Consider the following 24,943-nt stretch of genomic DNA (forward strand, 5'->3'; position numbering starts at 1 on the left):
TTTATTTTGTAAAAACTTGATTTTCTTGCTCGCTTACGCGGATGAAAGTCGTTCGTTTAGTCAATTCTTTTAATCTTGAAGCTCCTACATAAGTGCAAGTACTTCTTATTCCGCCTAATATATCTAAAACAGTGTGAATCACATCTCCTTTAAACGGCACCTGAACTGTTTTTCCTTCGCTTGCTCTGTATTCTGCAACGCCTCCAGAATGTTTATCCATGGCAGTTTTAGAACTCATTCCGTAAAATTGTTTGAATTTTTCTCCTTTTAATTCTATTAATTCACCACCGCTTTCTGTGTGTCCTGCTAGCATTCCTCCCAACATTACAAAATCTGCTCCAGCACCAAAAGCTTTGGCAACATCACCCGGAGTTGAACAGCCGCCATCGCTGATAATATGGCCACCTAAACCGTGCGCTGCATCGGCACATTCAATAATTGCAGATAATTGCGGATAACCAACGCCTGTTTTAACGCGAGTTGTACAAACAGAACCAGGACCAATTCCAACTTTTACGATATCAGCACCAGCTAATAGAAGCTCTTCGGTCATTTCGCCAGTAACTACATTTCCAGCGATAATTATTTTGTCTGGATATTGTTTTCTAGTTTTCTTTAAAAATTGAACAAAATGTTCCGAATAACCGTTGGCAACATCAATGCAGATAAATTTCAGCAACGGATTTGCAGAAATTATTGCACCTATTTTATCAAAATCTTCTTTTCCTGTTCCTGTGCTTACAGCAATATAATCGTAAAAATCAAGAGTTACGTTCTTTAGAAATGCATTCCATTCTTCTAAAGTGTAATGTTTATGAATGGCTGTAAAGAGTTTTTCTTTTGCTAAAACTTTCGCTATTTCAAAAGTTCCAACCGTATCCATATTGGCAGCCATTATTGGAATTCCTGTCCAGCTTGCTGTACTGTGCAAAAATTTGAAATTTTGTTCTAGTGAAACTTCAGATCTGCTTTTGAGCGTTGATCTCTTAGGTCTAAACATTACATCCTTGAATCCTAATTTCAGGTCCATTTCTATTCTCATAGTTCGAGATTTTGGTTACTCTCAAATGTAAGGAATTTTATATTGTAGACTTTAGATTTTAGATTAACAAAAACTTGAACTTTTGAACAATTGATTTACTTTGCGTGGGCTTCGACTTCGCTCAGCCTGACAAACGTGAAAACTGAAAACTGCGACTGAAAACTTAAAAAACTACCCGTGAATCGTTTCTCCTTTTCCGTAATTGGTAATGATAGATTCTTCAAATTCTAACCATTCTCTCCAGCGTTTTTCAACGTCTATTCCTTTGCCGTATTTACGAGCGTATGTGATAAAAGTGGTATAATGTCCTGCTTCGCTTTCCATTAATTCTCTGTAGAAAACAGCTAATTCTTCATCTTTAATATTCTCAGAAAGCACTTTAAAGCGTTCACAGCTTCTAGCTTCGATCATTGCTGAGAATAATAATCTTTCTACAAGTCCAGAAACACGACTTCCGTCACCGCTTCTTTTCATGTATTGATATAGTTCGTTTACATAATCATCCTTACGCTCACGTCCTAGTTTTAGTCCTCTTTTGATGATGATATTATGAACCTGTTCAAAATGATCTATTTCTTCTTTGGCTAAAGCCAATAAATCTTTTACTAAATCTTGATGCTCCGAATTATTCGTAATAATCGTAATCGCGTTTGTTGCTGCTTTCTGTTCGCACCAAGCGTGATCTGTCAAGATTTCTTCAATGTTTTTCTCAACAATATTTACCCATCTTGGGTCGGTTGGCAATTGTAATCTTAATACGCCCATTTCTTTTAATTTGTTTCAGGTTTATTTTGTTTCAGGTTTCAAGTTTCTTTTCTAAACGAAAAAAAGTTTAAAGTTTCATAATGCGCTTATTCACGCATTACAAAACTTTAAACTTGAAACCTTAAACTTTAAACTAATTAATACGCAAAAATTGGTCTTTCGCTCATTAATTCGTTTACTTCTTCAGCAACTTCTTCGATAACATCCTCATTTGTATAATCAGTAAGAACTTTATCGATTAAAGCTACGATAGTTTCCATATCTTTTTCAACTAAACCACGAGTTGTGATTGCAGCTGTTCCAACACGAATTCCAGACGTGATAAATGGAGATTTATCGTCAAAAGGAACCATATTTTTGTTTACTGTAATTTCAGCTTTCACTAATGCGTTTTCAGCTTCTTTACCAGAAATATTTTTATTTCTTAAGTCAATAAGCATCATATGGTTGTCAGTTCCACCAGAGATAATGTTATAACCTCTTTTTACGAAAGCATCAGCCATTGCATTTGCATTTTTTTGCAATTGCATTGCATAAGTAAAGAACTCATCTTTAAGAGCTTCACCAAAAGCAACCGCTTTAGCAGCGATAATGTGCATTAAAGGTCCACCTTGATTTCCTGGGAAAACAGCTAGATCCAATAATGAAGACATCATTCTGATTTCTCCTTTTGGAGTTGTTAACCCTTGTGGATTTGGGAAATCTTTCCCCATTAAGATAAGACCTCCACGTGGTCCCCTTAATGTTTTGTGAGTTGTTGTAGAAACAATATGACAATGTGGAATTGGATCGTTTAATAATCCTTTTGCGATAAGACCAGCTGGGTGAGAAATATCAGCAAATAAGATCGCTCCTACGCTGTCAGCAATTTGTCTGAAACGAGCAAAATCCATATCACGAGAATAAGCCGAAGCTCCAGCGATGATTAATTTTGGCTGTTCTTTGGTTGCAATTTCTTGAATTTTATCATAATCTAAACGACCAGTTTCAGCATCTACACCGTAGAAAACTGGACGGTATAAACGTCCTGAGAAGTTTACTGGAGAACCATGAGTTAAGTGACCTCCGTGAGATAAGTCAAAACCTAAAATAGTATCACCAGGATTTAAACAAGCGTGATAAACAGCTGTGTTTGCTTGAGAACCTGAGTGAGGCTGTACGTTTGCATATTCAGCACCAAATAATTCTTTAGCTCTGTCAATAGCAATTTGCTCAATAACGTCAACTACTTCACAACCGCCGTAGTATCTTTTACCAGGATAACCCTCTGCATATTTATTAGTTAAAACAGACCCTGCTGCTGCCATTACTTCATCACTTACAAAATTCTCAGAAGCAATAAGCTCTAGTCCGTGAATTTGTCTTTCTTTCTCCTCTTGGATAAGATCAAAAATTTGTTCGTCGCGTTGCATTTTTTTGTTTTTCGTTAATTTCACGCAAAAATACAAAAAAACGTTTGTCAAACTGCTAGATTATGATATATTTGACAAGTAATTTTTCAACAAATAATTAACATTAAACATGCCAATAACTGCCAACGATACCAGTAGAAAATCATGGTTAGAAGTGCCAGAAAATAGCGACTTCCCCATTCAGAATATTCCTTTCGGTGTATTTCTTACTAAAGAAAATGTCGTTACCGTAGGAACGCGAATTGGCGATTACGCCATAGATTTAGGTGCTTTACAGCAATTAAACTATTTTGAAGGAATAGAATTAACCGATGATATGTTTATGCAGGATACGCTAAATGATTTTATTTCTGACGGAAAAAAAACATGGCGTTTAGTTCGAAATCGTATTGCAGATATATTCGACGAAACTAATCCACAATTAAGAGATTCAACAAAACATAGAGATATTGTTATATTTAAAATTGAAGATGTAGAGATGCAACTTCCTGTTTTAATTGGTGATTACACCGACTTTTATTCTAGTAGAGAGCACGCTACAAACGTGGGTAAAATGTTCCGAGATCCAGACAATGCTTTGTTGCCAAACTGGCTTCATATTCCAGTTGGATATCATGGAAGAAGTTCTACCATTGTACCATCTGGAATTCCAGTTCACAGACCGATGGGACAAACTTTGCCAGCTGGACACGACACGCCTGTTTTCGGTGCTTCACGTTTAGTAGATTTTGAATTAGAGACTGCTTTTATTACAACAGATGTAAATGTAATGGGCGAAAATATTTCAACTTATGAAGCTGAAGATTATATTTTCGGAATGGTTTTACTAAATGACTGGAGTGCTCGCGACATTCAGAAATGGGAATATGTGCCACTTGGGCCATTCTTAGCTAAGAACTTTGCGACTTCTATCTCACCTTGGATTGTGACTATGGATGCCTTGGAACCTTTTAGAACAAAGGGCCCTAAACAAGATCCAACACCACTTCCGTATTTGCAGACCAAAGGAAAAAAAGCTTTTGACATTCATTTGGAAGTTTCTTTAAAACCTGAAAATCAAGAAGAAGAAACTATTATTTCAAGATCTAACTTCAAATATTTATACTGGTCAATGAGTCAGCAATTAGCACATCACACTTCTAATGGATGCCGTGTAAACTCTGGCGACATGATGGGTTCTGGAACAATTTCTGGTCCAACTCCTGATAGTTTTGGTTCTATGCTAGAATTAACTTGGGGAGGAAAAAATCCATTGAAGTTAAAAGACGGAAGCGAACGTAAATTTATTGAAGATAATGATACTGTAATTATTCGTGGGTTCTGTGAAAATACGGAAGTAAGAATTGGTTTTGGAGAAGTTTCTAGCCAATTGCTACCTCCTTTCATTAAACAATGAAGAGCAGATAAAACTGAAGAGATATAAAACAAAAAACCTTGGTTATCCCAAGGTTTTTTTATGCTTTATTTAATCTCGTAAATTAAAAGGCAAAGTTTTATTTATTCCAAAACTATCTTTACCCAAACCAAACGATGATCTGAACTTGATTCGCGTTTTTCAACCAATTCCGACATTGGTTCGCCTTTGGCAGGCCAGAATACACCGCTGTTGAGAACCTTAAATCCAAGTCTGGATGGCAATACATAATCTGCACGCATTCTCCAAAAGGCTGTATGATTAACTCCAAAAGGATTTTCAGGACTAAATTCAGCACCACCTTTACTAGCGGGCGTAAAGTCATTATTAATTTTCGGACTGTCTATTAAAGACTTTATACCTTCCCTTATAGCATCCCCTTCAACTGGTGAAGCGTTTTGATCACCCATTATAACAAATCGAGAATTAGGAGACAAACCGCCTTTAACGCCTTTATCATCATAAATGTACGAAGCCGAATTGTCTGAAATATAGTCTCTCCAGAATCGAATTTCATCATGATTTCTTTTCCCATTGCGATCTTCAGCACCGTCAAAAGTAGGAGGAGTTGGATGACTGACTAAAACATGAACCGTTTCATTGCCTATCTGTACAGGGACATCCCAGTGAGATTTTGAAGATAATGGAAATTCCTTCCATGCTTTCTTACTGTACCAATCCGATCCATCTACTTTTTTGGTAAGCAATGCTCCCGGCATATCTTTCCATTTAAAATGTTGAAAAGTACGAACCGACTTAACATCAATAGGATATTTAGACAAAAGCATCATCCCATATTGACCAGGATACATACCAAATGCCCATGCATCATTTCCAAAACTATCCAACTTCCCATCATTGTTCAAATCGTAAGGACTTGGCTGACCCGTATTCACTGTTGAATAATAGTAGTAAGGATAATCAATAGGTGCTGCTCCGCCTTGGCTCACATTCAAATAATTTTTAATAAACGCCTTTACACCAAGTTCAGGGTTTTTAATATAATCAAATTCGTTTAGCAGAATAACGTCTGGCCTAACGGTCTGAATAATTTGGGCGATATTTCTGATTTGAGTATTATGCCCTGAATTAAGCTGATAAATCAATATCTGCTCCGATTTTCCCATTGCGCCTTTCGGAGAATAATTATCAGATTCCATACTTACATTGTAGGTAGCAAATGTAAGTTCTGGTTTTTCCTGCGACTCAGACTGCGAAAAAAGAATTCCGGAAGAAAGCACGGAAAGGATAAAAAATATTTTCTTCATATAAAATTAAATCTGCATTTCTGCATTATTGAACATACGAATATAAGAAGGATACGGGGACACACGGCAAATCTGTCTGTTAAATATACAACAAAAAAAAGCTGCCACTTTTGGTGACAGCTCAAATAATATAAGAAAGTCTCTGTATATCTGATAATTTTATCACAGATTAAAAAGATCAAAAGTGATTTTTTTTAATCTATTGCTACTATTTTTATGCAGGAATCTGCTGACTTAAACAATGCAATGTTCCAAATCCCCAAATAAAATCAATACAACTTATACCGATTACTTCACGATCAGGGAAACATTCAGCCAATATATTTAAAGCCACTCGATCATTACTATCATTGAATGTCGGAACTAAAACACAATTATTCAAGATCAAGAAGTTTGCATAACTTGCTGGTAAACGTAAATCTTCAAAATCTACACGTTTTGGCATTGGTAACGCAACAATTACTGGCGCTTTTCCGTTTTCTAATTTTGCGTTTTGCAAACGTTTCAAATTATCCTGCAAAGGTTTATAGTTTGAATCGTTTTTATCTGTTTCTACAATCGTAACAATGGTATCTTCATTTACAAATCGGCATAAATCGTCAATATGACCATGTGTATCATCGCCTTCAATTCCATCTCCTAACCAAATTACATTGGTAACTCCAAGATATTCTTTAAAAACAGCTTCGTAATCTTCTTTAGTAAAACCAGGATTTCTTACCTGAATTGTTGGGTGCATTAAACACTCTTCAGAAGTTAGTAAAGTTCCTTTTCCGTTTACATCAATTGCTCCTCCCTCAACAATTACTGGTTTTCCTTTGTACATCACTTGTGTTAAAGGAACATCAATAAAATCTGCCACTTTACCTGGAACAAATTTATCTAATTGATAGTTTTTATATTTTGCCCAGCCGTTAAAGTTAAAGTTAAGTGCTTCTCTTTTCGAACCGTTTTTTACGATAATTGGTCCTGAGTCGCGCATCCAGCTTCTGTTGGTTTTATGAATAATATAAGAAACGTTTTTAAGGTTTACGCGCGCTCTTTCAAGCATATCGGCAACTTTTTCTTTTAATTTTTCGTCGGCAACCACCAAAAAAACAGTTTCAAAAGTGGCTACTTTTTTTATAAATTCTACAAAAGCCCATTGAACAGCTTCGTATTTTCCTGGCCAATCGTTACCATTGTGCGGAAAACACAATACAATCCCTTGTTGCTTTTCCCATTCTGCTGGAAATCTTCTATTATCTGTTGACATAAATACGTTCTAATTTAGAAAGTGCAAAGATAAGCATTCGTTAGGATTTTAAAACATTTGAACCAAAATCGTGTGTTATTTCACAAAAAATATCCTGCAAAAATTAAGTTAAAGATTAAATAATACATCCTTAATATTTAACAGCGAGGCCCGAATTACTTTTGCAAAAACTAAAAACTAACACATGAAAAATTTATCAATCTCATTATTAGCTGTTCTTTTTATATTAGCAAGCTGTAACAATGATGAAAATTCGAACAACGAACCAGAAGTTGTTGTAAACGAAAACCCTGGAACTTTTAAAGAAATTGGCTCTATTACAATTGGCGGAGAAGCTGCTGCAGAAATCTCTGCTTACTGCGAGAAAACAAAAAGACTTTTTACGGTAAACAACAGCGGTGTAAACCAAATTGACGTTATTGATATCGCCGACCCAACAAAACCTCTTAAAGTCGGAAAAATTGATTTAGTTGCTTACGAAGGTGCTGCAAACAGTGTTTCTGTTTTTGACGGAAAATTGGCTGTTGCTTTAGAATCTACTGCAAACAAACAAGGAAACGGGAAAGTAGTAGTCTTTAATACTTCTGATTACAGTTTAATCAAACAAGTTACAGTTGGTGCATTGCCAGATATGATTACTTTTTCTCCAGATGGAAAATATATCATGACAGCTAACGAAGGCGAGCCAAATACCGATTATTCTCAAGATCCAAATGGAACAATTTCTATTATTGAAACTAACACTTACAATGTCACAACTTTAGATTTCAGCTCGTTTGCAGGTCAAGCTGCGGCATTGGTAAAAGATGGCTTCAGAATTTCAAAATTTGCTAAAACTAGTTTTGCTCAAGATATCGAACCAGAATACATTACTATTTCTGACGATTCTAAAACTGCTTGGGTGACGCTACAAGAAAATAATGGCGTTGCAAAAGTAGATTTAACTTCAAAAACTATTACAGCCATTTATCCTTTAGGTTTAAAAGATTACAATACTGCTGAAAATGCAATTGATGTAAGTGATAGCGATAATAAAATCGCCTTTAATCCGTGGAAAGTAAAAGGTCTTTATATGCCAGATGCCATCAGCCATTATACCTTAAATAATATTCCTTATTTTGTTACTGCCAACGAAGGTGATGCAAGAGAATACGCAGCTTACTCTGATGTGAAACGTATGAAAAGCATGACACTTGACGCAACCGCTTTTCCAGATGCTGCTACTTTAAAATTAGATACTAATTTAGGAAGATTAAACCTTGTTACAGATATGGGAGACACTGACGGAGATGGAGATCTAGATCAAATGGTAAGTTTTGGAGGAAGATCATTCTCTATTTGGAATGGAAACACTGGAAAAATCGTTTTTGACAGTAAAAATGATGTTGACAAAAAAACGAATGAAATTGGCACATACGACGATAAAAGAAGTGATGACAAAGGTTCTGAGCCAGAAGCTGTAGTTGTAGCAAAAATGGGAACTCAAAACATTTTATTTGTTGGTTTAGAAAGATCTGATGCGTTTATGGTTTATGATGCTTCAAATCCAACTTCTCCACAGTATTTACAAACTGTAAAAACAGGTGATGCACCAGAAGGCTTATTATTCATTCCGGCTTCAAAAAGTCCTACAAAAAGAAGTTTATTAATAGTAAGCAGCGAAGGAGATGGATCTGTTAAAATTTATCAGCCAGATTTGAAATAATTAATACTTTTTCAGGAGAGCAAAAGGACAAAATGTGAATTTTGTCCTTTTTTTATACTTTCTATTGTACTTATTTTAACGTATTTACATAATTAAATGCCAAAAGATGGGAATTATGTAAGGGTATATACAACGCATTCTAAGATTCGACTTCTAATTTTGTTCATGAGTTTAAAATAAAAACAATTTAATTTTTGATATCATGAAAAAGAAATTAGTATCAGCATCCTTATTATTACTATCATTTGCTGCAGGCGCTCAAAATATGGCTACCACTTCTACCAAACCTAATGTAGATCAAGAATACAACAAATGGTCGATCGAACTAAATGGTGGTGTTAACAAACCAACCAGAACTATGACTCCAGGTTATACTACAGAATCTGCAAACTTTTTTCACGGAGATCTTGGTGTAAGATATATGTTTAATCCAAAATTTGGGGTAAAATTAGACGTTGGTTACGACCAATTTAAAGAGAAAAAAGACACTCCAGATTTTGAAAGCCGTTATGTTAGAGCAAGTTTACAAGGGGTTGTTAATGTTGGACGTGCTTTAAATTTTGAAACTTGGACAAATACAATCGGTCTTTTGGCGCATGGTGGTTTTGGGGTTTCTCAAATTAGTACCGAAACAGGATTTGGAGGACAGGATTACATGGCTCACGGAATTGCCGGTTTAACTGGACAAATTAGATTAAGTGATCGTGTAGCTTTAACAGGAGATCTTACTGGAATTGTAAACGGAAGACAGAATTGGAACTTTGACGGAATGGGCAATACAACAACTGGTTCTTTTGACGGCGTTTTATTGAATGCTTCTGTTGGTTTGACTTTCTACTTAGGAAAAAATCAGAAACATGCTGACTGGGTTGGTGAAGAAGATAGAATTGGTGAATTGGAAAAAAGAGTGGACTTAATCGAAACTGGTCTTATCGATTCAGACAAAGATGGAGTTGCTGATTTATACGATTTAGAACCAAATAGCATTGCAGGAGTTGCTGTTAACACAAAAGGACAATCTATTGATACGAATCAAAATGGTGTGCCAGATGAGTTAGAAAGCTATTTAGACAAAACTTACGAAAAGAAAGGCGCTGGAACGGCTACAAACAATACTGTTGAAGAATTAATTAACGGTGGTTATGTAAACGTTTACTTCGATTTCAATTCGTCTAAACCTACAAACGCATCTTTATCAGGCGTAGATTTCTTAGTGAAATACTTGAAAAACAATCCAGGAAAATCGGCTGATATTATTGGTTATGCTGACGAAATTGGAAATTCAAACTACAACACTGAATTATCTAGAAAAAGAGCTGAGGCTGTTAAAAAAGTAGCCGTAAATGCAGGAATTGACGCATCAAGATTGAATGTAATTGCTAACGGAGAAGATACTTCTGTTAACAAAAATTCTAAAGAGGCACGTCAGATCGTGAGAAGAGTTACTTTCCAAGTGAAGTAATACATATAAAGCTAAAAACGAGAAGAGGAGCTGTTTCAATACGAAATAGCTCCTTTTTATTATAAAAATACACATAGAGCTTCGGAGAAGCGAAATATTTATAGAAAATAAGAAATATTTACAATATAAAGCTCCAGCGGAGCGACATATTTAGAACATAAGATTTCGCTCCGCTGGAGCTTTTTCCATTTGCACTATTAAAGTTCTATAAATATTTCGCTTCTCCGAAGCTTACAAAAAAGAGCTGTCTTTTTGAGACAGCTCTTTTTTCATATAATTTTAATCTAATTATTTATCAATTGCTCTTTTTGTAATATCTCCAAAAGCATCGATTCTTCTGTCTCTAAAGAATGGCCAGTTTTGACGAACGTTTTCTTGCAAATCCAAATCAACTTCAGCAATTAAAATTTCTTCTTTATCATGAGAAGCTTGAGCTAAAATTTCCCCTTGTGGTCCTGCAATGAAAGAAGCTCCCCAGAACTGAATTCCTTCTGTTCCTTCAAGATATTTTTCTAAACCAATTCGGTTAGCTGCTGCCACGAAAACACCATTTGCTACTGCATGTCCTTTCATAACGTTCATCCAAGCACCATATTGGTTCTCTCCGTATTGTTCTTTTTCTTTAGGATGCCACCCAATTGCTGTTGGGTAAAATAAAACCTCAGCACCTTTAAGAGCTGTAATACGAGCTGCTTCTGGATACCATTGATCCCAGCAAATTAAAGTTCCAACAGTACCTTTTTTAGTTTCGATTGCTTGGAAACCTAAATCACCTGGCGTGAAATAGAATTTTTCGTAAAAATGAGGATCGTCTGGAATATGCATTTTACGATACAAACCAGCTTCTGTTCCATCAGTATCAATGATGTAAGCACTGTTATGATAGATTCCTGCCATTCTTTTCTCAAAGAAAGGAACAATAATTACTACTCCTAATTCTTTTGCCAATTCGCTGAATGCAATAAATGAAGTGCTGTAAAGTGGCTCTGCTAATGCAAAATTATCTACATCTTCGCTTTGGCAGAAATAATGACTGCTATATAATTCAGGAAGTAAGATTACCTCAGCACCTTGACTTGCAGCATCTCTTACCCAGCTGATACATTTTTTAAGATTGTTTTCGGCAACATCATTCAGATTTAACTGAATAACCGATATTTTATACTTTCTTTTCGCCATGACATAAAATTTAGAGTGCAAAAATAATACTTTTTAAAGGAATGGCAAAGTGCGTTTACTTTACTTAAATATACGATATAAAAAAAGAGCTTAAAAGCTCCTTTTATGGTTGCTGTGTAAAATCTCTTTTGGTTGAAAATATTTTTGAGATATAAATTACTTCTTCTTCCACCAAATATAAAATCTTGTAATCCCTAACTATAATCCTCCTATATTCTGGCTCTATTTCGTCTTTTTGATATTGTTCACTAAAACGTATATTTTTTGTCGCATTCAGAATTTCATTTTTAATATTATTGGCACCTTGAACAGATTTCTCTTTATAGTAATTGTAAATTGTCTTTAACTGATTTTTAGCTGTATAAGTCCATACTACTTTCAAAAGTTTATCCATTACCAATTCTTAGCTTCGTCTTCTAAATCCTCTTGGGAAGTATATTCTCCTCTTTCAATTTCTAATTTAGCATCAGCCAGTTGCGCTTTATAATCACTTCTGGTAATTGGTTTTCCTTCCACTGAAAATGCAACTATTTCTTCTTCTTGATAACTCTCAATAACCGCTTTTACTACTTTTAAAAGACGTTCATCTGCAGTGTTAATATATTCTAACACACTTTCTCTCAACTCTAATGCTCCCATAATCATAGTTTTTTTGATCTTTCAAAGATAGAAATTTTCGTTCATCTTTTAAGTTAGAAAAAAGAAAACCATTTCACATCCATTTAAAATAAACTTCTGTAAAATGGCTTTTCAACCTAAAAAAATTCAACTAAACTTGTTGTTATTCGATCACTACTTTTTGAGTAAGGAATTCTGTTTCTGATTTTTTGAATTTGATTTCGAAAGTTCCTTTTACTTTAGATGAAAATTTGTAAACTGTTTTCTTAGGATCCGGCACTTGTTGCGTGCAAACTTCTGATGGGTATTTTGCAATTACTTGAAGACCTTTTTCAGATCCAATAGTTACTTCCGAGATCTTATCAAATTCAGCACAAGCGTTATCTACCACATACGTTACATCATAGCTTAATTCGTCGTTTACTTTTCCTGTTGCTGGCCCTTTAATTTCGGTTACCAAAGCTGCTTTTGTTGTTGGAGCTGGTGTATTGTTATCATCATCGCTACTGCATGAAACAAATCCAATTGATAAAAATAATACTACTAAAACTGATTTTAATCTAAACCTTTTCATATAAAATAATAATTAATTGTTAATTACTATGAAGACGTCTCTCAGTTGCAATGGTTGCTTTAAATAAAATGTTAAATAGTATTACCTAAATATTAATCAATTATAAATCAACAAGTTATTTGCTATAAAAATATTTAAAAAATACCGTTATTTCTTATAAAAACGAAGATTTCCTAGATAGCCCCGATCGTAGTGACATCCTTTTTCCTGCTTCTTTAGCAGGGAAAAGATATAACGCAGAGCGGGACTAATGTGCTTTTGAAAATGAATTGATATGCTTCTAAAACAAAAAAAAACATCAGTATAAACTGATGCTTTTAAATTATATTGATTGAAGTTGTATTTAAGCTGTTTTCTTTTTGAAAATCTTTTTGAAAATCTTTTTGAAAATCTTTTTGAAAAGATTCACAAAAAGTAAAACCACAAGTCCTAAAGTTAGTCCAACAGTAAATTCTTTGATAATTGAAGGGATTTTAATTTCTTCTGACAAGTGATGAAAAAATGGAATATAATGCACAAATATTCCTCCAGCAACCAAAAGCAAGGCAATTGTTCCAATTACTGTTAGTGCTTTTATAACTAGCGGAAGAGCTTTTACCAATAAATTTCCAATAAATCTTGATGGACTTTTTTCGCTTTTGCTAAATTTTATTAGCTTATAACCTGCTTCATCCATTCTAACAATGAGGGCTACAATTCCGTAAACCCCTATTGTTGCTACTAATGCAATTATAGATGTTACAACAATTTGTTGTGTTAGCGGTTCATCTATAACTGTTCCCAACGCTATAATTACGATTTCTACAGATAATATAAAATCGGTTACAATTGCCGATTTTATTTTTCCTTTTTCAATTTCTAAAATTTGTTCTTCTGTTAAATCTTCGTTTGTAATTCCTTCTGACTCTTCATGTTTATGAGGAAAAACAAATTCATAAATTTTTTCGGCTCCTTCATAAGCTAAAAATAATCCTCCAAGCACTAAAATTATTATGATTGCAATCGGTAAAAAAGCACTTAGCAAAAATGCAATTGGTAGAATAATAATTTTATTCAGTAACGAACCTTTACTAATTGCCCATAAAACCGGCAATTCTCTTGATGATGCAAAACCAGAAGCTTTTTCGGCATTTACCGCCAAATCATCTCCTAGAATTCCAGCTGTTTTCTTTGCAGCAACTTTACTCATTACTGCAACATCATCCATAATTGCTGCGATATCATCTAATAGAACAAAAAAACCTGAAGCCATTTTTAAATTTATTTTTATTTTAGTGATGCGAATCTAGACATTTTGACTTAATCTGCCCAATAATCTTACACCAAAATTTGTGTTTTTATTCGTAATTTTCTGTATTATGGTTTTTAGTTACATTGTCCTAAAAGAACCCACAAAATAATGAAAACGATAATTGTTCCAAAACATCCTCCTCCAAGCTTTTTAGCTCCGTAACCTGCCAATAATCCTCTAAATATATTGTTCATAATTTCTAATTTTAATTAATAATTTGCTGATTTTTATTTATTTAAAATTCATCCTTTTTTGAGAATATCTTGTTATATGAAATAGGTTAAAAGTTTCAAAATTTTGGGCAAAAAAAAAAGCATCAGCTAAAAAACTGATGCTTTTTTAAGATTAACATTAAAAAAATTAATTAGCGGTCTGGTTTCTAAAAACCAATTGGCCATCGAAAGCATCTAACAAAATGATGCTATCTGTTGTTATATTTCCTGCCAGAATTTCTTTTGACAGTTGATTTAAAACTTCTCTCTGCACAACACGTTTTACAGGTCTTGCTCCAAAATGAGGATCATAACCTTTGTCTGCCAAATAAGCAATTGCTTCTGGTGTTGCATCCATTGTAATACCTTGCAATGCCAGCATTTTTGTAACGCTTTTTAACTGCAGGCCTACAATTCTTGAGATGTTCTCTACCGTAAGGGGCGTAAACATTACAATTTCGTCAATACGGTTGATAAACTCCGGACGAACAGTTTGCTTCAATAATCCTAAAACTTCGTTTTTCGCAGCTTCTGTTGCTGCTTCTACTCCACCTTTTAGATTTTCAAATTTCTCCTGAATAATATTACTTCCCATGTTAGAAGTCATAATAATAATTGTATTTCTAAAATTGGCCAAACGTCCTTTGTTATCCGTCAATCGACCTTCGTCTAAAACCTGTAATAAGATATTAAACGTATCTGGATGTGCTTTTTCGATCTCATCTAACAGCACAACAGAATATGGTTTTCTACGAACAGCTTCTGTTAACTGACCACCTTCATCATAACCTACATATCCTGGAGGTGCACCAACTAGACGGCTCACGCTGTGACGTTCTTGATACTCACTCATATCGATACGCGTCATTGCATTTTCGTCATCAAAAAGATATTCGGCCAGAGCTTTTGCCAATTCGGTTTTACCAACTCCGGTTGTTCCTAAGAATAAGAATGATCCAACAGGTTTCTTCATATCCTGCAAACCGGCACGGCTTCGACGAACAGCATCACTCACGGCTTCTATCGCTTCTTCCTGACCTACTACACGTTTGTGCAGTTCATCTTCTAAATGCAATAGTTTTTCTCTTTCTGTCTGAAGCATTTTGGTTACTGGAATTCCAGTCCATTTTGCTACAACTTCTGCAATGTCTTCTCTAGTAACTTCTTCTTTAATTAAAGAATTTCCAGATTGGAATTCCTGCAATTGTTTTTGCAAAGTTTCCTGACGTTCCTGCGCTTCTTTTATTTTTCCGTAACGTATCTCCGCTACTTTTCCGTAATCACCATCACGTTCTGCACGTTCTGCTTCGTATTTAAAGTCTTCTATTTCATGTTTTACAGCCTGAATTCCGTCAACGATATCTTTTTCCTGTTTCCATTTCGCATAGATTTCGTTTCGTTCTTCTTTCAGGTTGGCCAATTCCATACCCAAAATTTTCAGCTTGCTTTCTTCTTTTTCACGTTTAATAGCTTCAATCTCAATTTCTAACTGCATGATTTTACGATCCAAAACATCTAATTCTTCAGGTTTTGAATTGATCTCCATACGCAATTTAGAAGCCGCTTCGTCCATTAAGTCAATCGCTTTATCTGGTAAGAAACGATTGGTAATGTAACGTTGTGAAAGTTCAACCGCTGCAATAATTGCCTCATCTTTAATTTGAACTTTATGATGCGTTTCATATTTTTCTTTAATTCCACGAAGAATCGAAACCGCACTTTCTGTATCTGGTTCATCAATAAGAACTTTTTGGAAACGTCTTTCAAGTGCTTTATCCTTTTCGAAATATTTTTGATATTCATCCAAAGTCGTAGCACCAATTGCTCTCAATTCTCCACGAGCCAAAGCTGGTTTCAAGATATTCGCCGCATCCATTGCGCCCTCACCTCCACCTGCTCCTACAAGCGTATGAATTTCATCAATAAACAAAACAATATCTCCGTCTGCAGCTGTAACTTCTTTCACAACCGATTTTAAACGTTCTTCAAATTCTCCTTTATACTTCGCTCCGGCAATCAAAGCTCCCATATCAAGAGAGAAAACGATTTTATCTTTTAAGTTTTCTGGAACGTCTCCGTCCACAATTCTATGCGCTAAACCTTCTGCAATAGCGGTTTTACCAACTCCAGGTTCACCAATAAGCATTGGGTTGTTTTTGGTTCTACGAGTTAGAATCTGCAATACACGACGAATTTCTTCATCACGCCCAATAACTGGATCTAATTTTCCTGTACGAGCTAATTCATTTAAGTTTTTAGCAAATTTATTTAGCGAATTATAGGTTTCTTCTGCTGAAGCCGAAGTTACTCTTTCGCCTTTTCTTAGTTCCTCAATAGCCGCTTTCAGACCTTTTCCTGTAACTCCCTGATCTTTTAAAATCTGAGAAACTTTACTTTTTGAGTCAAAAATGGCTAAAATTAAATGCTCGATCGAAACGTATTCGTCGTTCATTTTTTGTGCAATGATTTCTGCTTCATTCAAAGCTTTGTTTGCGTCTCTAGAAAGCATAACATCTCCTCCAGAAACTTTTGGAAAACTTTGAATTGTGCTATCTAAAATTTGTAAAAACAACGGCACATTTACATTTAATTTTTTAAGAATAAATGGCGCCACGTTTTCATCAACTTCAAAAATAGCTTTAAAAATGTGTTCATTTTCAATTTGTTGCTGACCATTTCGTTGCGCTAATTGCTGCGACAACTGAATGGCTTCCTGCGATTTGATTGTAAATTTATTTATATTCATATCTTTTGATTTTGATTGATTTAACTGTTTAAAATATATAGGATTAAAGTTACGATTTATTGAGGTAAATAGTTCGCTCAAATAATTTAACTTTGTATTCGAATAGACAAATTATATTCCACAGTAAAAAAAACAGACAAAAAGACAGTTGAAATCAGTTTTTAACGCTTTTAACACGTCAAAAAGTCATAAAACAAGCCAAATATGAGTTTTTTTAATTCAATCTTCGGAAGTTCAGAGAACTCAGAAGCAGCAAAAAGTAAAGTAAACTGGACTGAATTAACAGATATGCTTCAATTAATAGAAATAGAAGCAATCTCAAATGAAAAACCAGTTGTCATTTTTAAGCATAGCACAAGATGCAGCATCAGCCGAATGGCTCTAAAACAATTTGAAAGAGAATATGATCTTGAAGGTGTTGTTGACGCTTATTTTTTAGACTTAATAACATACAGAGATATTTCAAATGAAATTGCAAGCAAATTTGGAGTTTATCATGAATCTCCTCAATTGATATTGATCAAAAACGGAAAAGCAGTTTACGATGTTTCGCACAGCGATATTGATGCAGAAGCATTGAAGAGTAAGATCTGAGTTATGAGTCAACTTAGACTACAACAAAATTAAAAGCCTGAAATTATTTGTATAATTTCAGGCTTTTAATTTTTTATGTCAACTCTAAATTTTAATCCAAATTAGCGCTCAACTCATAATTCATAATTAAACTTAAAAACTTCCGTCTGACCCTCCACCGCTGAAACCTCCTCCTCCAAATTCCATTGGAGAAGCTGTCTTAACTTCTGGTTTCATTCCAAAAGTTGAGGCTACAACTAAAGCTTCTGCATTTAATAAACTGTCTGAATGGTTTATTCTATCTGGTTTAAAGGCCAGACCGCTTTCTTTTTCCTTTAATTTTCTAATTGAAAAATATGCTATTGCAAATAAAACTACACCGCCAAGCGTAAGCGCTACTTCGATTGGTAAAACCGAATGGTAAAATCGAACGGTATAGATTGAAAATGCAATTGCCAAAAAGCTCAACCAAAGCATTATTCTGTCTTTTGTTTTTAAAGCTTGCACCAAGTAAACAATCGGCACAATAAAAGTAAACCCATAAAAGAAAAATGCAAACGGAATATCTGTTCCAGGTTTTACTTCTGTTCCTAAAAGTTCTGCAGAAAGTTCTCTTACAACCAAATAATTACAAGAAAGATAAAATAAAACCAAGCAAAAACTATTTGCCAATAATAATCCGTTGTAATAGTAACTTTTACTTAGATGATTCATCCTCTTTTTGGTCAAAAAATAAAACAATCCTGCAAAAATCATTGCTACAAATGGCAAAATAGCTTTTCCAATGTCTCCAAATTTAAACATTCCGAAAAACAAAAAGGCGGTTGCCGAAATGCAAAATACAAGCATTGACAATACGTGCAGATACCTCAAAAACATAAAAAGCGATCCAATTGCTACAAAAAAAGCAATTACTATTTCATGACCTTCAGTTGTTATTGCTACTGCTGCGCCCAAACATAAAAGCGCATTTAATATAAAAGCATCATCTAAGCCATGATTATGATAATTTTGATTTGCAAGCAATTCTACTCCTGCAAATCCAACTATAGTAAAAATATAGCAGCAGATTTGAAAAAACACATTTTCTGCGCTTAATCCAAATAAAGAAATTGCTCCACAAATTGAACCATACAACAAGCAACCAAGCAAAAAGAAGCCTATTCTAACCAAAATATTACTCTGACTTTTTAAAACGGGCAGTTCTTTTTCTATAAATTTCTTCTGTTCTTTACTAATAAAACCTCCTTTGTACAAAGAATCTGCTTCATCGACCAAAATTTCATTATCTAATAATTGTTTGCTGTATACTATCATTCTGCGATCTCTTTATGAAATTTTTTAATCAATTTAATGAACATTATAATCGAACCAACAAAATAAGCTGGCAGTAAGAAAACTAATAATTCCCAAATATCAGAGAAATCAACATTTTCAAAAATTCTAAACAAAACAATATTTCCACCGATATAAGCATAAACAATCATAAATACATATAGCGACATTGCTTTATATTGGTAGCTCACTTTATAAAAATAATAGGTTGAACCAGCTAAAACTAAAGCAAATATTACCCATATTAAGGTATCATAACCTGTTAAGTTACTAATTGCAGCGATACTTACAATGTGCAATGCAAAAGTGAGAAAAACTAAACCAAAATGGGTTTTAAGCGAAATTCGACTACTGTAGATTGTCCATAAAATAAGTAAAACTCCCAACATTACTGCCGAATAGCTTAAACTTTGGCTTGCATACAAATTATTACTGTCGTTAAATATGTCTTGTGGCGTAACCGAAAGTCCCACATAAGCGGCCAGACCCGTAATTGCAATCGTTAAAACACTTCTATTGTCAAAATAGTAAGCACAAAAGAAACTTACAACAGTTGGCACTAAAGTCGCTAATCCGTAATGCTCTCCAAAAGGTTTATATTGAAACTGAAGATATCCAATAAAAATACAAGTCAAGATATTGCCCGCCAAAACCAGATATTCTAAAACAGGATGCTCAAAAGTTGTTTCTGCTTTCTGAAAACCTTTAGAATGCTTGAAACAATAAAAAAAGCAGACTGCAATCACAATTAAAAGCAACGATAGAATAGCGATGTGTCCTATAGTATCAATATTTTCATAAATCAGAATTCCAATTCCGGAAGTAAATAATAATACTGATAAATAAAGGAATAGCTTTAATTCTGCATTTAATGAAAAGATATGTAGGCTTCGATAGGTTTTCACTTCTTCCAACTGGTTTTGTGTAATTAAACCCTTCTCGAAAAGATGAAGCGTAGATTGATCTTTAAATTTTTCCATTGGTACGTTTTAAACTGGTACATCAAATATATGTATTTAGCATGAATTTTCTCCTTTTACTTTAAAACCTTTACTGTTTTCTAAAAAATATCTCCAGATCGTATTACAATTAAATAGTGTAAAAACAACACTTATAAATCTATAAATCAAAACTTTAAAACATAAATATTTGAAAAATTAATTTGAAATTATTTTAATTCTTTTACATTTGTGCAATCGATTACATTGACTATTAAACCACAAAAAACCACACTTAAATGAAAACAAAACTTATTGCATTGGCGTTACTTCTGCCTTGCTCCTTTCTGTTTGCACAAAACTATTTTATGAGCGCACCAGAAGGATTTGGAGCTTCAGCAACTGGAGGCGGAAATGCAGCTCCTGTAACCGTGACTACTTTAACCGATTTAACAGCAAAATTAAAGCTGACTACTCCGCAGGTTATTTTAGTTTCAGGAACCATAAATTGTACCTACACTAGTCTGCTTGTGAATGACAAAACCATTATCGGTCTTCCTGGCGCTAGATTAGTAAACTTAGATCAAACCGCTGCGGGTTCTGGAATTTTAAGTTTAAAACCGGGATCAAATAATATTATTATTAGAAATCTAATTTTTGAAGGACCTGGTGCGTATGATGTAGACGGACGTGATAATCTTACTTCTGAAGCAACAAATATCTGGATAGATCATTGCGAATTTCAAGACGGAATGGATGGAAATTTTGACAATAAAGGCGCTGCTGATAATATAACGGTTTCTTGGTGTAAATTTATTTATTTGAAAGCACCGAAAGCTGGAGGCTCTGGCGGAGCAGATGATCACCGTTTTTCTGATTTAGTTGGTTCTTCCAAAACTGATGCTCCTTCTGACGGACATTATAGCATCACTTTTAAAAACTGTTATTGGGCTGAAGGCTCTAAAGAAAGAATGCCTAGAGCAAGAAATGCCGAACTTCATATTTTAAATTGTTACTACAATACAACCGTTTCCGGATCACTTGCAATTGGTTTAGGCGGCGGAAGCAACAACACAACGTGTTATGTAGAAGGAACTGATTTTGCCAAAATCGGAACAGCTTTTAAAAACTATGTAAGCACAGATGGTGGAACAATTGGAGTTGCTTTTACTGATTGTTTGAATGCGCCAGCAAATTCGGGAACAGCAGTTACAAAGCCTTCTTATACATATAGCGTTTTACCCATTGCCAATGTTGCAGGATTTATTTCAAATGCTTCTTGCGGTGCTGGAGCAACACTTCAGGTTACTTCTCAAGGCGCTGTATCTACGAGCTGTAACAATTTGGGCTTAAATGATAATGTAAACAATCTGGATTTAAAATATTATCCTTCTGTTATCAATCGTTTTTTGAATATTGATTTTTCAAGTTCGGACAATGGTTTGGCAGAAGTGGATTTATTTTCTTCAAATGGATCAAAAGTATATTCTCATTCCAAAAATGTTTCTCCTGATGAAAAACTAGAATTGAATGTTGGAAATCTTGCTAAAGGAATTTATGTATGCAAAGTTCAGATTGACAACCGAAGCAAAACTTTTAAACTGGTAAAAAACTAAATTTTACTTCATAAAAAAAGGTCATTGAAAAATCAATGACCTTTTTACATTTTATATCTTACTTTTCACATCTCACTTAAAAAGCATCTTTCATTTTATCTTTTATCGCATCAAGACATAAGTTATTAATACTTCCTTCGTGCGTGTGTTTGGTTTCTTTTGGAGATTTGTATGTTCCTGCTTCCAATTGTTCTGCAACAGCTTTGTAAGCGTCTCTAAAAGGCATTCCTTCTACCACCATTTCGTTTAAAGTATCTACAGTAAACAAGTAATCGTATTTTTTATCTTCTAAAATATGATCTTTCACCGTAATATCTTTTATAGAAAATATTGCAATATCCAAACAAGCTTTTAGGTTTTGAATTGCTGGAAACAAACCTTCTTTTAACAGTTGTAAATCTCTGTGATAACCGCTTGGAAGATTATTGGTAATTAAAGTGATTTCGTACGGAAGTGCCTGAATCTTATTGCATTTCCCTCTGATTAATTCGAAAACATCTGGATTCTTTTTGTGAGGCATAATGCTTGACCCAGTTGTAAGATGTGCCGGAAGACCAATAAAATCAAAGTTCTGGCTCATATACAAACAAACATCCATGGCAAATTTTGATAAAGTTCCTGCAACACTTGTCATCGCAAAAGCAACCGTTTTTTCTGCTTTTCCACGGCTCATTTGTGCTGCTACAGCATTGTATTTTAAGGTTTCAAAACCTAATTCCTGTGTTGTAAATGTTCTATTAATTGGGAATGAACTTCCGTAACCTGCAGCAGAACCTAACGGATTCTGATCTACAATTTTAGAAGCGGCGTTCAACATTGTAATATCGTCAATTAAACTCTCTGCGTAAGCAGAAAACCACATTCCGAATGACGATGGCATAGCGATTTGCAAATGCGTATAACCTGGCAATAAAACGTTTTGATGTTTTTCAGCCGATTCCATTAATAAGTCAAACAATGTTTTTACTTGCTCTTTTATTGCTTTTAATTCGTCTTTTAAATACAAATGAACATCTACCAAAACCTGATCGTTACGAGAACGTGCGGTATGGATCTTCTTTCCTGCATCGCCTAGTTTTACGGTTAGAAGATATTCGATTTTAGAATGTACATCTTCAAAACTGTCTTCGATTTCGAAATTTCCAACTACAATATCTGCAATGATTTCGTTTAAGGCATCAACCAAAGAAGTTGTTTCTTCCTGAGTTAATAAACCAATCTGTCCCAACATTTTGGCGTGAGCAATTGAACCTAAAGCATCGTATTTTGCTAAAACTAAATCCAGTTCACGATCGTTTCCAACGGTAAATTGTTCGATTTGTTTATCTGTTGGTATTCCTTTTTCCCAAAGTTTCATAGGTCATGTTTTTTTACCGTCAGTTTTTTATTTAATTAACTGACTTTTTTTTACTTTTAAAATTTCTTTATCAAAATCCGAAATGTAATTTTTATCTTGAATTATCCTGAATTTTTCAAACTCAGATTCTGCTTTTATTTTTGCTTCTAATTGTGATATTTTTCCGTTATCCAGTAAAATTGGGTAATTAGAAAGTTGAAGGAAATTATTTAAAAAATTACTCCAATCTTCCATTTTCATCAATAATTGCCTTTTAGCATTATTTTCGGCTAAATCTAAATATGCAGAAACAATCCTATTTAATTCCTGAATATGATTTTCACTTAAATAATTCTTTGCTATTATAACATCTGTTCTTTGAATTTTTCCATGTGGAGCATCTTTCCAAGTAGACAAACCCATATGAATCTTTTCTGCATCAGCTTCTGTATAAATAATTTCAGCAGCAGTCTTACCAGAAATTGCCCAATGCAATTTATTTTGAACAGAAGTGAAAAAGTTTTTTGTCGCTATTGCAGTATTATCATAATCTGCTGAAAGAGCATAGATATCGGTTATTTTCTGATAAAATCTTCTTTCTGATGATCTTATCTCTCTAATCTTATCTAATAATTCCTCAAAATAATCTTTTCCAAATGATGAACCATTTTTTAGCATTTCATCGTTTAAGACAAAACCTTTTCTAATGAATTCATTTAAAGTCTTTGTTGCCCAAATCCTAAATTGAGTTGCTTGTTTTGAATTTACTCTATAACCAATAGCAATAATGGCATCAAGATTATAAAAATCAATTTCACGATTTACTTCACGATTTCCTTCTTTTTGAAGTACTCGAATTTTTCGAGTAGTTGAAATTTGCTCTAATTCCTCGCTTTTAAAAATTTCTTTTAAATGATATGTAACAGTATTTGACTCAACGCCAAAAAGTTGTGCAATAGCTTTTTGATTCAACCAAAAGCTCTCATCAATATATGTTACTTCAACATTTATATTGCTGTCTGCTGTTTGATAAAGTAAAATAGGCTTTTGCATATTTAATTGTATTTTATAATTTAAAGAAATCGGTTAGTATTTTAATATACAAGTCGACTCCTTCTTCTATTTCGTTTACAAAAATAAATTCGTCTGCTGAATGCGAACGCAACGTTTCTCCTGGTCCTAGTTTTAAAGACTGACAGCTTAAAACAGATTGATCTGAAAGTGTTGGCGAACCATAGGTTGTTCTTCCTAACGCAATTCCAGCCTGAACCAAACCGTGTTCGATTGGAATAGACGATGCGTTTAAATGCATTGATCTTGGCGTTACTTCGGCATTTACATTTGCTTTAACAACTTCCAAAATTTCAGCGTTTGTATAACGGTCTGTTACACGAATGTCTACAACCAAATCACATTCTGATGGTACAACATTATGTTGTTTCCCTGCGTTGATTTGTGTTACAGTCATTTTTACTGGACCTAGAACGTCTGAGATTTTATCGAATTTATAGTTTTTAAACCATTCCATTACTGGAATTGATTTGTATAATGCGTTATCGTCATTTTGATGTGCAGCGTGGCTTGCGGTTCCTTTTACTTTTACATCCAAAACTAGTAAACCTTTTTCTGCAACCGCTAATTGCATTAATGTTGGTTCTCCAACAATGGCGCAATCTAATTCTGGCAAGCTTTTTAAAACGCTGTTTAATCCATTTTTTCCGCTGCTTTCTTCTTCGGCTGAAGCCACAATTACGATATTATGTGACAGATTTTGATTTTCGTAAAAATGAACAAAAGTTGCTAATAACGAAACCAAGCATCCACCTGCGTCATTACTTCCCAAACCAAATAGTTTTCCGTCTTTTTCTATTGCTTTAAACGGATCGTTTGTATATGCCTGATTAGGACGTACCGTATCGTGATGTGAGTTTAATAAAAGTGTTGGTTTGTTTTCGTCGAAATACTTGTTGAAAGCCCACACATTATTGTTTTCTCTCTTGAAAGGAATTTCATTCTGATTGAACCAATTTTCGATTAAAAGAGCCGTCTGATCTTCTTCACTTGAAAATGAAGGGGTTTCGATTAGGCTTTTTAATAAACTAATTGCTTCTTGGGTAAGCGTATCTATATTTTTCATTTTTGTTAGGTTCTGAGGCTATCCCGATAGCTATCGGGACTGAGATTCTAAGTTTTTTTAAGCAA

General features: G+C 34.2%; 21 protein-coding genes. 5 read left to right on the forward strand and 16 right to left on the reverse strand.

Features of this window, described 5'->3' with window-relative positions:
- Position 1 precedes the first annotated feature (1 nt).
- The 3 genes from BSF41_RS00860 to glyA form a co-directional block, all read right to left on the reverse strand.
- The gene (locus BSF41_RS00860; protein ID WP_095927641.1) at positions 2-1,042 is read right to left on the reverse strand and encodes a GMP reductase; all 1,041 of its coding nucleotides are present in this window, start codon (positions 1,040-1,042) and stop codon (positions 2-4) included.
- A gap of 171 nt (positions 1,043-1,213) precedes the next feature.
- Positions 1,214-1,807 (reverse strand): tRNA-(ms[2]io[6]A)-hydroxylase, encoded by a 594-nt coding sequence (locus BSF41_RS00865; protein WP_095927642.1) that lies wholly within the window; start codon positions 1,805-1,807, stop codon positions 1,214-1,216.
- Between the two features lie 137 nt (positions 1,808-1,944).
- Positions 1,945-3,219: a serine hydroxymethyltransferase gene (gene glyA / locus BSF41_RS00870; protein ID WP_095927643.1), complete on the reverse strand. Its 1,275-nt coding sequence runs from the start codon at positions 3,217-3,219 to the stop codon at positions 1,945-1,947.
- Positions 3,220-3,328: 109 nt separating this feature from the next.
- Here glyA and fahA point away from each other — a divergent pair, with 109 nt between their 5' ends.
- Positions 3,329-4,615 (forward strand): fumarylacetoacetase, encoded by a 1,287-nt coding sequence (gene fahA, locus BSF41_RS00875; protein WP_095927644.1) that lies wholly within the window; start codon positions 3,329-3,331, stop codon positions 4,613-4,615.
- Positions 4,616-4,716: 101 nt separating this feature from the next.
- Here fahA and BSF41_RS00880 read toward each other — a convergent pair whose 3' ends face one another.
- Positions 4,717-5,901, reverse strand: a complete 1,185-nt coding sequence (locus tag BSF41_RS00880; protein ID WP_095927645.1) for an endonuclease/exonuclease/phosphatase family protein — start codon at positions 5,899-5,901, stop codon at positions 4,717-4,719.
- Between the two features lie 214 nt (positions 5,902-6,115).
- Positions 6,116-7,156: an agmatine/peptidylarginine deiminase gene (locus BSF41_RS00885; RefSeq protein ID WP_095927646.1), complete on the reverse strand. Its 1,041-nt coding sequence runs from the start codon at positions 7,154-7,156 to the stop codon at positions 6,116-6,118.
- Positions 7,157-7,340: 184 nt separating this feature from the next.
- Here BSF41_RS00885 and BSF41_RS00890 point away from each other — a divergent pair, with 184 nt between their 5' ends.
- The gene (locus tag BSF41_RS00890; protein WP_095927647.1) at positions 7,341-8,861 is read left to right on the forward strand and encodes a choice-of-anchor I family protein; all 1,521 of its coding nucleotides are present in this window, start codon (positions 7,341-7,343) and stop codon (positions 8,859-8,861) included.
- Positions 8,862-9,063: 202 nt separating this feature from the next.
- Entirely contained in the window at positions 9,064-10,323 is a 1,260-nt protein-coding gene (locus BSF41_RS00895; RefSeq protein ID WP_095927648.1) for an OmpA family protein, read from the forward strand.
- A gap of 288 nt (positions 10,324-10,611) precedes the next feature.
- Here BSF41_RS00895 and BSF41_RS00900 read toward each other — a convergent pair whose 3' ends face one another.
- The 6 genes from BSF41_RS00900 to clpB all read right to left on the reverse strand — a co-directional run bounded on the left by BSF41_RS00900 (position 10,612) and on the right by clpB (position 16,943).
- A complete protein-coding gene (locus BSF41_RS00900) occupies positions 10,612-11,502 on the reverse strand; it encodes a carbon-nitrogen hydrolase (RefSeq protein ID WP_095927649.1) in 891 nt (296 codons plus the stop codon).
- Positions 11,503-11,605: 103 nt separating this feature from the next.
- The gene (locus tag BSF41_RS00905) at positions 11,606-11,896 is read right to left on the reverse strand and encodes a type II toxin-antitoxin system RelE/ParE family toxin (protein WP_095927650.1); all 291 of its coding nucleotides are present in this window, start codon (positions 11,894-11,896) and stop codon (positions 11,606-11,608) included.
- Positions 11,896-12,141, reverse strand: coding sequence for a hypothetical protein (locus BSF41_RS00910; RefSeq protein WP_095927651.1), 246 nt, complete (start codon positions 12,139-12,141; stop codon positions 11,896-11,898). Before BSF41_RS00910 ends, BSF41_RS00905 begins: the two co-directional genes overlap by 1 nt.
- A gap of 142 nt (positions 12,142-12,283) precedes the next feature.
- A complete protein-coding gene (locus BSF41_RS00915; RefSeq protein WP_095927652.1) occupies positions 12,284-12,694 on the reverse strand; it encodes a hypothetical protein in 411 nt (136 codons plus the stop codon).
- A 343-nt stretch (positions 12,695-13,037) separates the two neighbouring features.
- The gene (locus BSF41_RS00920) at positions 13,038-13,946 is read right to left on the reverse strand and encodes a DUF808 domain-containing protein (RefSeq protein ID WP_095927653.1); all 909 of its coding nucleotides are present in this window, start codon (positions 13,944-13,946) and stop codon (positions 13,038-13,040) included.
- A gap of 399 nt (positions 13,947-14,345) precedes the next feature.
- Entirely contained in the window at positions 14,346-16,943 is a 2,598-nt protein-coding gene (clpB, locus tag BSF41_RS00925; protein WP_095927654.1) for an ATP-dependent chaperone ClpB, read from the reverse strand.
- A gap of 204 nt (positions 16,944-17,147) precedes the next feature.
- Between clpB and ytxJ the strand changes: the two genes are divergently transcribed.
- Entirely contained in the window at positions 17,148-17,537 is a 390-nt protein-coding gene (ytxJ, locus tag BSF41_RS00930) for a bacillithiol system redox-active protein YtxJ (protein ID WP_095927655.1), read from the forward strand.
- 132 nt (positions 17,538-17,669) lie between these two features.
- Here the strand turns inward: ytxJ and BSF41_RS00935 are convergent, their stop codons facing one another.
- Together BSF41_RS00935 and BSF41_RS00940 are read right to left on the reverse strand one after the other, a co-directional pair.
- A complete protein-coding gene (locus BSF41_RS00935) occupies positions 17,670-18,833 on the reverse strand; it encodes a hypothetical protein (RefSeq protein WP_095927656.1) in 1,164 nt (387 codons plus the stop codon).
- Positions 18,830-19,831, reverse strand: coding sequence for a DUF2157 domain-containing protein (locus BSF41_RS00940; RefSeq protein ID WP_095927657.1), 1,002 nt, complete (start codon positions 19,829-19,831; stop codon positions 18,830-18,832). The genes BSF41_RS00935 and BSF41_RS00940 overlap by 4 nt, the downstream gene beginning before the upstream one ends.
- A 257-nt stretch (positions 19,832-20,088) precedes the next feature.
- Here BSF41_RS00940 and BSF41_RS00945 point away from each other — a divergent pair, with 257 nt between their 5' ends.
- A complete protein-coding gene (locus BSF41_RS00945) occupies positions 20,089-21,405 on the forward strand; it encodes a T9SS type A sorting domain-containing protein (RefSeq protein WP_095927658.1) in 1,317 nt (438 codons plus the stop codon).
- A gap of 76 nt (positions 21,406-21,481) precedes the next feature.
- Here the strand turns inward: BSF41_RS00945 and argH are convergent, their stop codons facing one another.
- From argH to BSF41_RS00960, 3 genes are read right to left on the reverse strand one after another with little or no spacing between them, the layout of a single operon-like run.
- A complete protein-coding gene (gene argH, locus BSF41_RS00950; protein ID WP_095927659.1) occupies positions 21,482-22,762 on the reverse strand; it encodes an argininosuccinate lyase in 1,281 nt (426 codons plus the stop codon).
- 27 nt (positions 22,763-22,789) lie between these two features.
- Positions 22,790-23,794: a virulence RhuM family protein gene (locus BSF41_RS00955; RefSeq protein ID WP_095927660.1), complete on the reverse strand. Its 1,005-nt coding sequence runs from the start codon at positions 23,792-23,794 to the stop codon at positions 22,790-22,792.
- A 13-nt stretch (positions 23,795-23,807) separates the two neighbouring features.
- Positions 23,808-24,878 (reverse strand): M20 family metallo-hydrolase, encoded by a 1,071-nt coding sequence (locus tag BSF41_RS00960; protein ID WP_095927661.1) that lies wholly within the window; start codon positions 24,876-24,878, stop codon positions 23,808-23,810.
- Positions 24,879-24,943 lie beyond the last annotated feature (65 nt).

The organism is Flavobacterium sp. ACN2 (genome assembly GCF_002303885.1).
In the GTDB taxonomy this organism is placed as follows: domain Bacteria; phylum Bacteroidota; class Bacteroidia; order Flavobacteriales; family Flavobacteriaceae; genus Flavobacterium.